Origin of the sequence: Amycolatopsis sp. AA4, assembly GCF_002796545.1 — a bacterium.
GTDB lineage: Bacteria > Actinomycetota > Actinomycetes > Mycobacteriales > Pseudonocardiaceae > Amycolatopsis.
In genome coordinates this window covers 4,138,950-4,149,826 of the sequence record NZ_CP024894.1, presented here as the reverse complement: position 1 = coordinate 4,149,826, position 10,877 = coordinate 4,138,950, and the positions used below count along the sequence as shown (strand labels likewise).

Here is a 10,877-nt window from a genome sequence, read left to right as displayed (position 1 = left end):
TCGAAATGTAGGAGAAAACTTCTTTCTTCGGTTCTGCTTCCGGGCTTCGTGGCCAGCTGCCGCTTCGGGGAATATTCCTAATCACCGAAGGTCTTGATTATCTGCAGGAACGCGTCTTCGCTCTCGTCGGCGGTCAGCGGCGGGATATACGGCGGAGCCAGCATGATATGCGGAATGTATTCCGCGAACCTGCGGACTTGTTCGCGCACCTCGTCAGGCGTTCCGGCGACCGTGTACAGCTCGACGAGCTTGTCGCTCACCGCGGACTCGACAGCCGCGAGGCCGCCCTTGCCCAGAGCGGCCTGAATCTCGTGCTGCTCGCGTTCGCAGTCGTCGAACTCCAGCAACCTGGTCAGTTCGGACATGGCCGCGTATACGCCAACCTGAATGCGCGCCCGCCGAACGGCCTCCGCCCGGTCGTCCGAGATCGAGCAGATCGTCAGCGCGGTCAGATCGAAATCGGCGAGGTGCCGTCCCGAACGCCGGGCCCCTTTTCGCAGATTGGGCAGGATGACCCGGTCGACGTACCGTCGAGACGGCGCCATCGTGATCATCCCCTCGGCCTTCTCGCCGGCGAGCTGAAGCATCAGAGGGCGCAGCGCGGCCAGATAGATCGGGATCCGGGGACGCCGCAGAGCTCGGGCTCCGGCCGGGTTCAGGGGCATCGGCCGGAAGCTGAACCTGGTCCCGTCGTAGGACATGGGCTCCAGGCCGCTGGAGTGATAGTCCCAGCTCATCCGGACCGTGTCGATGTACTCGCTCATCCACCGCACCGGATGGGCGACCTGGACGGAGTGGAACGAATCGAGGAAGTCGCCCAGTCCGGCCCCGATGCCCAGAAGGGTGCGGCCGGAGCTCGCCTCGTCCAGGTCGGCGGCGGCGTTGGCGAGTTCGAACGGACTTCGGGTGAAAGCTTGCGCGACAGCGGTGCCGAGGCTGATCCGGTCAGTCCCGCCTGCCGCGCCCGCATGGACGACAAAGGGATTTCGATAGTACTCGTAGAGCCATAAGGACCGAAACCCGGCGCTGTCCGCGAGCTGTGCGAATTCGGCGAATTTCTCGAACGGAGTCTGCAGCACTGGCATGCTCACCCCGAACTGAGGCATGGCTTCTCCCTGTTCAGAATTTGACTCGACGGCGCAGCAGTCGTGACGGTGGCTCGTGATCAGTGGCGACGGAAGCCGGAGTGCGCACGGACACCGTAGATCTTGGCGAGGCGGTGACGATCCCCAGCGACGGCCGGCAATCACACAGTTTCCCGGCGAGTCGGGTACCGCCTTCTTGCGATTTTGTCCGGTACCGATCGACAGTAGCGTTCGATCACCACAAGACGAAGCGATTGTTCCATGCTGCGGAACAGCCGATGAGGCCGAACCGGCACCGCGGAACAGCCTGCCGGGCCTCAAGACGGTGCAGCCTCTGTTCGGTCACCTCAGCATCGTGCCGGCGTCCGACACCTACGTCAGCGTCCTGCCGAGCCTGGCCAACGGCTCCGCGGAAGCCATCGCCTGGCTCGTCCTCGACGCGGCCCGTGGTGCAGGCCGCTCGGTGACCGCCGGCAGGCGAACCCGCCGCACGAAGACCGCGCCTGAGAACCGAGAATTGGCCCGTAACGCCGACCGGAAAGGGCACAAATCCGCGGCGAAGCGCGCCCTCGAACACGCCGTTTCGCAAGCGCGGCAGCATTTTCCTGATCCGTGTACAGGGAGAGCCCACGAGAACATCGTGGTGGACCGCCTGGGGCTCGAACCCAGAACCGATGGATTGAAAGCCAGTGTCTGGTCGTATCAATTTATGCGGGTGGCGGGCGGTTTTGGTGGTTGATTGAGCGACGGTTGATGTTGCGCGGTGGCGGGCTTTGCTTCGGCTCTGGAGCACATTCTGGGCGTATGGACCGTGCCGGGAATGGTCGCGGCGCGGCTGGCTGAAACCGTGCTCCGGTGCTCGCCGGGGCGATCTTTACCCGATGGGATGCCGTTCGCGGGTTGCGGTCGGGCATCTGTTCAGGTCGTTCCGAAGCCGTCAGCACGGTACGTTCTTGGCAGGTGCAGGGCTCTCGATGCGCGGCGGGTGCTCGGTCTGAGCAGTCCAGCTGACCTTGCCGGTTGTCTTGCTGGTGCTGGCTGCAGTTCGCGTGTGCGCTGTGCTTCCTTCATCGCCTCCACCTTCTCGGCGTACCGTGTGAGGGCGGTCTGTTCGTCGACGTCGTAGTCTCCGACTCGCAGGTCAGCCGCGGTCTGCTGCTGGGTGACGCCGCTTTCGCGGAATGTGAGCAGCCGGTGAACCTCGCGGAGATGCTGGACGTTTGCCGCGAGAGCGACCCCGGGCCGCCGGGACGACGGGTTTTGTCCAGCCCAGCGCTGGTGAGGCTGGTGCGCGATCGAGCCGATGACGATGATTCCCCTGGAAAGTGTTGTGCACGCTGCGGTTTCGTTGTCTGAACTTTGTCCGTTCGGTGGGTCGAGGAGGGGACGCGTTCACATTCGGGAAGCCCGCCAGCCCTCCTCCGCGGCTCACGGTGACGCGACGGCGGCACCCTCCGCCACGTGCGCCGAGCACGTGGCGATCTCCGACGAGGCCGGTCGGGTTCCGGGACAGGCTGAGCCGGGTACGCTCCGGCTGCTGGTGGTTCGCCGGGTCTGTGGGGATCCGGCGAGGCAAGAGGGAACCCGGTGCGAATCCGGGACTGCCCCGCAGCGGTGAGCGGGAACGACCGCCGTCATCGAGCACTGGACGCGCCGCGTCCGGGAAGCGACGGCCAGTAGGTCCGCCGGATATCCCGGCGGGTGCCCGCGAGTCCGAAGACCTGCCACCGGTCCTTGCGCCGCGGTGGCGCGAGGGGTGGGTCCGGAGTCTCTCGGGCGGGCCGGAGCGGACGTCGTGTGCTTCGACGTGCCTGCGGCCCTGATCGAGCGGGAACCGCCACGGAACGCTCGCGAGGGAGAGAGTGTGCACGAGAAGTCTGTGAGCGGCCGGCCCGGCTGGGTGCGGTTCGGCGGGATCGCCGCGGTCATCGCGGCGCTGCACGTCGTCGCGTGGGGGCTGCTGCTGTTCGCGGTGGTGCCGGGCGGCTATTCGGTGGGCACGCAGGTGTTCGGGGTCGGACTGGGCCTGACTGCCTACACGTTGGGCCTGCGGCATGCCTTCGACGCCGATCACATCGCGGCGATCGACAACACGACCCGCAAGCTGATGGCCGACGGGAAGCGGCCGGTTTCGGTCGGATTCTGGTTCGCGCTGGGGCATTCCACGGTGGTGCTGGTGCTGGCGGTCCTCATCGCCGCGGGCACGCGCGTGGTCGGGGTGCTGACGGACGACGGGTCGAGCGCCCGGCAGGCGCTGGGGGTGGTGGGCACGACCGTGTCCGGGCTGTTCCTCTACCTGATCGGCGTGCTCAATCTGGTGGCGCTGGCCGGGATCGTGCGCGTGTGGCGGTCGATGCGGCGGGGGGTGTTCGACGAGGCGGAGCTGGAGGCCCGTCTCAACGATCGGGGGTTGTTCAACCGGTTCCTGGGCCGGGTGACGCGTTCGATCAGCCGGCCGGGCCAGATGTACCCGGTCGGGCTGCTGTTCGGCCTGGGGTTCGACACCGCGACCGAGGTCGCGCTGCTCGTGCTGGCGGGCGGCGGTGCGGCGAGCGGGTTGCCCTGGTACGCGATCGTGGTGCTGCCGCTTCTGTTCGCGGCGGGGATGACCCTGCTGGACACCGTGGACGGAACGTTCATGAACTTCGCTTACGACTGGGCGTTTTCGAAGCCGGTGCGGAAGGTGTATTACAACATCGTGATCACCGGTCTGTCCGCCGGGGTGGCGCTGTTGATCGGCAGCGTCGAGGTCGTCGCGATCCTGCACGAGAAACTCGGCCTGTCCGATCCGGTGACCGGCTGGGTCGCCGGGCTCGACCTCAACAACGTGGGGTTCGCGATCGTCGGCATGTTCGCGGTCGTCTGGGCGGCGGCGATCGGCTACTGGCGGGTGGCCCGGGTCGAACAGCGTTGGGAGGAGCGCGGGTCCCGGACCGGCTGAGCGGCCGGAAACCGGCGGCGGGCCGGGGGACCTTCAGGAGCGGAGGTCTCCGGCCCGCCGCCCGTTCAGGAGCCGGGAAGGTTCGCGGCCGGCTGGTTCGCGGCGAGGGCGCGGAGCGCGCGGCGGTCGACTTTCCCGGCGGGGCCGAGGGGGAGCGCGGGCAGGACCAGGAGCCGTTCGGGGAACTTGCGCGGCTCCAGGCCGAGGCGGCCCAGGTATGCCGTGAGGTCCGGCAGCTCCAGCGGGGAGTCCGTGGCGACACACGCGCAGAGCCGTTCGCCGAACATCGGGTCCGGCACCGGCACGCAGGCGACGTCCCGGATCGCCGGGTGCGCGATGAGGAGTTCTTCGATCTCGGCGGGGCTGATGTTCAGGCCGCCGCGGATGACCACGTCCTTCAGCCGCCCGGTGACCGTCAGGTAGCCGTCGGCGTCGAGGCGCCCGAGATCGCCGGTGCGGACCCAGCCGTCGGGCGTGCGGTAGCGGGCGTCGAGTTCGGGCGCGCCGACGTAGCACAAGGGCGACATCGGGCCGCGGGCGAGGATTTCGCCCGTCTGTCCGGGCGGAACGTCGGCGAGCCGGTCGTCGACGATGCGGACCTCAGCGACGCCGGGGCTGGGCCGGCCGGCGGTCACGGCCCGCTCGAGCGGGTCGCCGGGTGCGGTGTGACAGCTGACTCCGTCAGCGGATCCGTAGAGGTTGAGCACGGGGCACCCGAACGCTTCCCGGCCGCGTCGCGCGGTCGGTTCGTCCAGCACGGCGCCGCCGACGACGACCGCGCTCAGGCTCGACACGTCGGTGCCCGCGAGTTCGGGCCGGTCGGCGAGCTGCCGCAGCATGGTCGCCACCCCGAGGAGGTGCGTCGGTCGGGTCCGCTCGATGAGCGCCAGAGTGCGGGCCGGGTCGAACGCCGGCTGCAGCACCAGGGTCGCACCGAGGGCGGCGAGCGTGACCGGAGTCCCGTTGCTGCCGAAGGCGGACGCGAGCGGGACGAGGAACAGGTTGCGCATCGCGGCCGGGTCGCCGTCGCAGAGTCCGGCCATCATGGCGCCGCGTCCGCCGGCGAGCGCGTTGTGCGAGTAGGCGACCATTTTCGGTTCGGCCTCGGAACCGGACGTGACCAGGATCCGGGCCGCCGAGCCGGGATCGGGCCGCACCGGCCGGAATCCGCTCGCGTCGGCGGCCAGGAGGGCGTGGATCGGCACGCACCCGGGCGGGGTCTCGGTCCCGACGGCGATCACCGCGCGCAGGTCCGGAAGCTCGGCGGCGAGGGCGCGGAGCCCGGCGGCGCAGGCGTACTCCCCGTGCTGGGCGACGGTCAGCACCGCGACCGCGCCGGACCGGGCCAGCAGGCGCGCCGCGTCCCGTCTCCCGCGTCCCACCGGGTAGGGCAGGGCGACGGCGCCGAGCGCGGCGATCGCCAGGTCGGCCGCGCAGGCGAGGCGCCCGTTGGGCAGCTGCACGGCGACGACGTCGCCGGGTTCGACGCCCAGCCGCCCGAGGCCGGTCGCGAGGCGGCGGGCGAGGTCGTCGAGTTCGGCGTAGCTCAGCTCGCCGTCGGCGTCGACGACCGCGGCCTTGTCGGGCTGGTCGACGCGGTGACGGGAAAAGAGGGTGTAGAGGTCCCGGTCGGGGTAGGTCCAGCTGCCGCGCACTTCGGCCGGGACGAGGTCGCGGAAGGCCAGCCTGGTGCGGGCCGGCTGAACTGCGGTCACGAGAACCTCCAGGGAGTGTGCAGAGCGGGACAGCCGTGGGCGTCGCGGCCGATGACGGCGGCCATGCGGGGATCCGCCGGCAGAATCGAAAGGTCCTCGGTGACGTCCAGCACCGGAGCGGGACGTGCGGGGGCGCGGCCGGTGCGCAGCAGTTCCGCCGCCGCGCCGAACAGGCTGCTTTCCGCGGCGACCCCGGCGCCCCGGCGATCGCGTTCGAGCAGGGCCGCGGCGATCGTCTCGGCTCCGAGGAGCCCGCCGAGAACGTCGAGCACCGTCATCAGGGACGGCGCCCCGTCCGTGCCGGCCACAGCGGACAGACCGGACCGGGCCTGAACCATGAAATCGGTGCCGGGCGGGAGGTCCGGTCCGTCGCAGTCCGCCCAGCCCGACGTGTAGGCGTACACCAGGCCGCCCGGGAAGTCCCGGGCGCCGAGGCCGAGTTCTTCGGCCTTGCCGGGAGCCCAGTTGTGCAGGAACACGTCGGCATCCGCGGCGAGTTCCCGGAGCCGGTCCCGGTCGGCAGGGGACTTGATGTCGAGTTCGACGGCAGCCTTGTCCCGGTTGAGCGCGAGCCAGCGCGCCGACAATCCGCCGGCGCACGGCGGCATCCCGCGGAGCGGGTCGCCGCCAGGAGGTTCGATGCGGGTCACGTCGGTGCCGAGCAGCCGGAGCAGATGAGCGGCGAGAGGCGCTTGGATCCGGCGTCCCGCTTCGAGCACGGCCAAGCCGTGCAACGGACTCGCGGCCGTTCCGGCGGGAGACGGCCGGGCGGCGCCCGCGGTGGGCTCGAGCTGCCAGGGCGACTCCGGAAGCGGCGGCGAGCTGGTGTGCACCGGGCACACGCTCACGCCGGTGCGGGCGCCGATCTCCCGGATCGCCGCGTACGGCAGGGCGAGCGGGGCGCGGCGCAGATCGTCGGGCAGCGGAGCCGTCGCGGTGGCGTACCGGAACTGGAACGGCCGCCAGCCGGTGCGGATGGCGGCGACGCCGGCGCCGAGCGAGTTCCAGAAAGCCGCCCAGGGTTCCGGTTGCAGCGTCTCGATCTCGAAACGCACGCCGTCCGCGCTGACGAACGGCGGCCCGCCGGTGCCGAGGCCGACCGCTTCGGAGTCTTCGGCGCTGGCCGCCGCGAGGTACTGCGAGACCGACAGGAGCCCGGCTTCGGCGACGCTGGTGTCCACCCGTGACTCGCGGGCTTCGGTGCGCAGGCTCGCCAGGAGCCCGATCATCGCCAGCACTCCGGCAGAGGTCGCGCAGTAGTCGACGGCCAGCGGCCGAGCGGTGCCGTGCCGGCGGCCGTTGACGTGCATCACGCCGCACACCGCCTGCACGTCCAGTTCGCCGGCAAGCGCGGGTTCGCGGACCGGTCCTGCCCAGCTCACGGTGATCTCGCGGCGGCGGCCGTCGGCGAAGCCGACCTCCGCGGCGGCGGACAGGCCGTGCGGGTCCTCGTCGCTGGCGGTCACCTCTGCCCCGAACGCGGCAAGATGCCGGCGCAAGACGCGCGCGGTCGCGCTGGTCCCGGATACCCGTGCGGTGGCGCCGGTGAGGAGCGGTCCGGCCGGTGCGGCCATCGTGTCGCTGCCGGTCATGCGTTATAGCCTCCGTCTCGCCCCGGCTGAGAGTGTCGTGGCAAAAGTCGGTCAGTCGGCGGGACGAGTTCCCTCGACAGAGTGATTGGTGCTTATGGACCACGGGACAGCACTCGGCGAGAGGATCCGCGGCTTCGTCGACACGAAGATCGTTCCGGCCGAAGACCTGCTGGACCGGGGCGACCCGGCGCGGCTGCGCGATCTCCGGGCCGAAGCACGGCAGGCCGGGCTGTGGGCCTTGCCACTGCCGGGCGCGCACGGCGGAGCCGGTCTGGCGCTGGCGGACTACTTCGCCGTCGCCGAGCAGGAGGGCCGCAGCGACCACGGCCCGGACGTGCTGGGTTCGTCAGCGCTGCTGAACTTCCGCATGCTCGCCGCGCACGCCGATCCCGGCCGCCGCGTGGAATGGCTCCCGGCGCTGGTCGCGGGGGACTTGACGGTCAGCTACGCGATGACCGAGCCCGGGGTGCCGGGATCGGAGCCGGCCGCGATGCGGACCCGGGCCGAGCGCGCCGGCGGCGGCTGGCGGATCACCGGGCGGAAGTGGTTCACCACCGGAGCCGCCCGGGCCGGGCTGGTCCTGGTCATGGCTCGCACCGGCGACGGGTTTTCCCTTTTCGCCGTGCCGGCCGGCGGCTTCCGGGTGGTGCGCGAACTCGACGTGCTCGGGGCGGGAGGCCAGTACGAGCTGGCCATCGAGGGGACTCTCGTGCCCGACGCCAACGTGGTCGGCGAGATCGGGAACGGCCTTGCCCTGGCCGGGGAACGGCTTGCGCTCGGCCGGACGCTCCGGGCGCTGCGCTGGGTCGGCCAGGCGCAGCGGGCGGTCGAGCTGCTCGCCCGCCGGGCCGCGACCCGGGAGCTGGCCGGGGCCGTGCTCGGCGACCGGCAGCTGGTGCAGCGCCTGCTGTTCGAAGCCGAACTGCTGACCCGCGCCACGCGATCGCTCACCGCGGACGCGGCCTCGCCGGTCGCGGCGGGCGAGCGGGCCCAGGTTCCGGTCAGCCTGGCGAAGGTGGCCGCTGCCCGGGCCCTGGAAACCGCGGTCGACGGCGCGATCCAGGTCTACGGAGCGGAGGGGCTCACCTCGGCGACGGGTTTGCCGCGGCTGCTGCGGACCGCCAGGGCCGCCCGCATCCTCGACGGCGCGGACGAGCTGCACATCACCTCCGCCGCGCGTCGGCTCATGCGCTCCTACCAGGGGCGGTGAAACTTCTTCCGGACGCTCGGGAACCGCGACGGCCGCGCTCGCGACTAGTGCTCCCGTAACCGACCTTCAGGAGCAGGACTGTGCCCGACGGCGCCCGGATCGAGCTGGCGGCGGTGCGCTGCGCGCACGGCCGCCAGGAGGTGGTGCGTTCGGTCGACCTCGTCGTCGAAGCCGGTCAGCGGGTGGCGCTCACCGGGACGAACGGCTCCGGCAAGACGACGTTGCTGCGGGCTGTGCTCGGCCTGCACCGCGCGGTTTCCGGATCGATCGAGGTCGACGGCCGCCGCGCACGCACGCCGTCGGACTGGGACCGGCGCCGCAGGGTCGCCGCGTGGATCCCGCAACGCCAGGCCGCCGGGCGGTTTCCCTTGCTGGCGCGGGAACTCCTGGCCAGCAGCGGCGCGCCGGCCGAGGCGGTGGACGCGGCGCACCGGCTCGGCGTCGGTGAACTGGCCGAGCGGCCGCTGCACACGCTTTCCGGCGGCCAGCTGCAGCGCGTCTACCTCGCCCGCGCGCTCGGCTGCGTCGCCGCCGGAGCCCGCGCGCTGCTGGCCGACGAACCGACGGCCGCCCTCGACTTCGCGGGACAGGACGCCGCCGCCGGGCTGCTCTCGTCGCTGCCGGTGACCCTGCTCGTGGTCACCCACGACCGCGCCCTGGCCCGCCGCTGCGACCGCGTCCTGGAGATGGCCGACGGACGGCTGCGCGAAGCCGGCGCCGAGGCGGCCGGATGAGCGCGTCGCTCGGCACGCTGCTCCAGCTCGTGCCGGTCCAGCGCGGCCTGCTGGGGCTCGTGCTGGGGGCGATCGGGCTGCCGATCGTCGGAGTGGTGATCATCGGGCTGGACATCATGCCGGTGCGGTTCGCGATGATGCACGTCGCCTTGTTCGGCATCGCCGCGGGCATGCTGACCGGACTCGATCCGCTGCTGTGCGCGCTGCTCGCGTGCGCAGCTTCCGGGGCCGCGCTCACCCCGCTTGCCCGCACCCCGTCCGGTCTCTCCGGAGCGATGGGGTTGCTGATGAGCCTGGCCATCGCCGCGGCACTGCTTGTGCTCTCTGTGTCCGGGGTCAACGCGAACGGCGCCTTCGAACTGCTGTGGGGCTCGATCCTCGCGACGCGCACCCAGGACGTCGTCCTGCTCGCCGTGCTGGCCCTCGTGATTCCCGGCCTGTTCCTGGTCCGCCGGCGTCAGCTCGCGCTGCTGCTGCACGACCGCGAACTCGCCGCCTGCTCCGGGGTGCGCGTGGACCGCTTGACTTTCGCGTTGCTGCTGCTGGTCGCGGTCGCGGTGGCCGGGGCGATCCGGCTCACCGGCGCGCTGCTGGTCGACGCGCTGACCCTGCTGCCCGCGCTGGCCGCCCGCCGGGTCGCGAATTCGCTGCGCGGCATGGTGTTCGCGGCGGTCGTCATCGGTCTCGTCGTCAACGTCGCGGGATTCCTGCTCGCCCTGGTCCTCGACTTCCCGCCCGGTCCGGTTCTCGTGCTGCTGGCCGGTGCCGTGACCCTCACCCTCCATGCAGTCCCTGATCGGAGAAAACAACGATGGCATCGTTCCCCCGCCTCGGCGCACTGATCCTCGGCGCGCTGCTGCTGTCCGGCTGTGGTTCGGCCGCGCAGCAGCCCGCCGCCCCAGCCCCAGCCTCGGGCTCGCCGGAAGGCCCGGCCGTGGTGGCCGCGAGCACGTGGGAGGGAGCGTTCGCGAAGGCGGCGGGCGCGGGCAAGGTGACCGTCCTGGTGCCGCCCTCGATCAAGCACGCCCCCGACTACGATCCGAAGCCGTCCGACCTGGCGGCCGTCGCGGGCGCGCGGTACGTGTTGTACTCCCGGTTCGAAGGGTTCGCGGGCAAGCTGAAGGACGCCGCCGGCTCCTCGGCCACGACGGTCGGCCTCACGTTGGACAACAGCAAGGACAACGTGGAGAAGGAGGTCCGGCGCCTGGCCGGGATGTTCGGCACCCAGGCGGCCGCCGAGAAGTGGATCGCCGGGTTCGAGGCGGAGTACGCGCGGCTTTCCGGCGAGGTCAAGGCGAAGTGGCCGGGCGGGAAGCAGCCGCAGGTGATCGAGCAGGCGTTCGTCGGGTTCGCGGCGCAGCTGTCGGGCGCGAACGTGCTGGCCGCCTACGGCCCGGAGCCGGTGACCGCGGCCAGACTCGCAGAGCTGTCGGCCAAGCACCCGCAGTACGTCTTCGACAACGAGGCCATGAGCACGGGAACCGTCCTGCCGGGTACGCCGGCGAAGCAGGTCAGCCTCGTGAACTACCCGGGCCAGGACTTGGACCTGCTGTCGGTCTACCGGCAGAACGCTAAGCTGCTCGCCGACGCTTTCGCCTGA

The 10,877-nt window shown here is 71.2% G+C and carries 9 protein-coding genes and 1 riboswitch; of the genes, 6 read left to right on the top strand and 3 right to left on the bottom strand.

Features of this window, described 5'->3' with window-relative positions; translation table 11 throughout:
• Positions 1–77: 77 nt before the first annotated feature.
• Positions 78–1,106, bottom strand: a complete 1,029-nt coding sequence (locus tag CU254_RS19365) for an LLM class flavin-dependent oxidoreductase (RefSeq protein WP_037714189.1) — start codon at positions 1,104–1,106, stop codon at positions 78–80.
• Between the two features lie 334 nt (positions 1,107–1,440).
• Between CU254_RS19365 and CU254_RS43100 the strand changes: the two genes are divergently transcribed.
• Both CU254_RS43100 and CU254_RS19360 read left to right on the top strand, forming a co-directional pair.
• Positions 1,441–1,824, top strand: coding sequence for a hypothetical protein (locus tag CU254_RS43100; protein ID WP_158688050.1), 384 nt, complete (start codon positions 1,441–1,443; stop codon positions 1,822–1,824).
• Between the two features lie 785 nt (positions 1,825–2,609).
• Positions 2,610–2,829: riboswitch (cobalamin riboswitch) on the top strand.
• Between the two features lie 120 nt (positions 2,830–2,949).
• Positions 2,950–4,026 carry a HoxN/HupN/NixA family nickel/cobalt transporter gene (locus tag CU254_RS19360; protein WP_050788450.1) on the top strand — a complete coding sequence of 359 codons (1,077 nt, stop codon included), beginning with the start codon at positions 2,950–2,952 and terminating at the stop codon, positions 4,024–4,026.
• Between the two features lie 65 nt (positions 4,027–4,091).
• On the opposite strand, the gene CU254_RS19355 is transcribed toward CU254_RS19360, so the two are convergent.
• Positions 4,092–5,741 carry a class I adenylate-forming enzyme family protein gene (locus tag CU254_RS19355; protein ID WP_009078589.1) on the bottom strand — a complete coding sequence of 550 codons (1,650 nt, stop codon included), beginning with the start codon at positions 5,739–5,741 and terminating at the stop codon, positions 4,092–4,094.
• Complete coding sequence (locus CU254_RS19350; RefSeq protein ID WP_009078587.1) at positions 5,738–7,333, bottom strand: CoA transferase; 1,596 nt, start codon at positions 7,331–7,333, stop codon at positions 5,738–5,740. Before CU254_RS19350 ends, CU254_RS19355 begins: the two co-directional genes overlap by 4 nt.
• Before the next feature lie 94 nt (positions 7,334–7,427).
• Between CU254_RS19350 and CU254_RS19345 the strand changes: the two genes are divergently transcribed.
• The 4 genes from CU254_RS19345 (at position 7,428) to CU254_RS19330 (ending at position 10,877) form a co-directional block, all read left to right on the top strand.
• Positions 7,428–8,543 carry an acyl-CoA dehydrogenase family protein gene (locus CU254_RS19345; protein ID WP_050788222.1) on the top strand — a complete coding sequence of 372 codons (1,116 nt, stop codon included), beginning with the start codon at positions 7,428–7,430 and terminating at the stop codon, positions 8,541–8,543.
• 80 nt (positions 8,544–8,623) lie between these two features.
• Positions 8,624–9,277: a metal ABC transporter ATP-binding protein gene (locus tag CU254_RS19340; protein ID WP_009078584.1), complete on the top strand. Its 654-nt coding sequence runs from the start codon at positions 8,624–8,626 to the stop codon at positions 9,275–9,277.
• Complete coding sequence (locus CU254_RS19335) at positions 9,274–10,119, top strand: metal ABC transporter permease (protein WP_009078582.1); 846 nt, start codon at positions 9,274–9,276, stop codon at positions 10,117–10,119. The genes CU254_RS19340 and CU254_RS19335 overlap by 4 nt, the downstream gene beginning before the upstream one ends.
• On the top strand, positions 10,089–10,877 hold the full coding sequence (locus tag CU254_RS19330) for an ABC transporter substrate-binding protein (protein WP_009078580.1): 789 nt from the start codon (positions 10,089–10,091) through the stop codon (positions 10,875–10,877). The genes CU254_RS19335 and CU254_RS19330 overlap by 31 nt, the downstream gene beginning before the upstream one ends.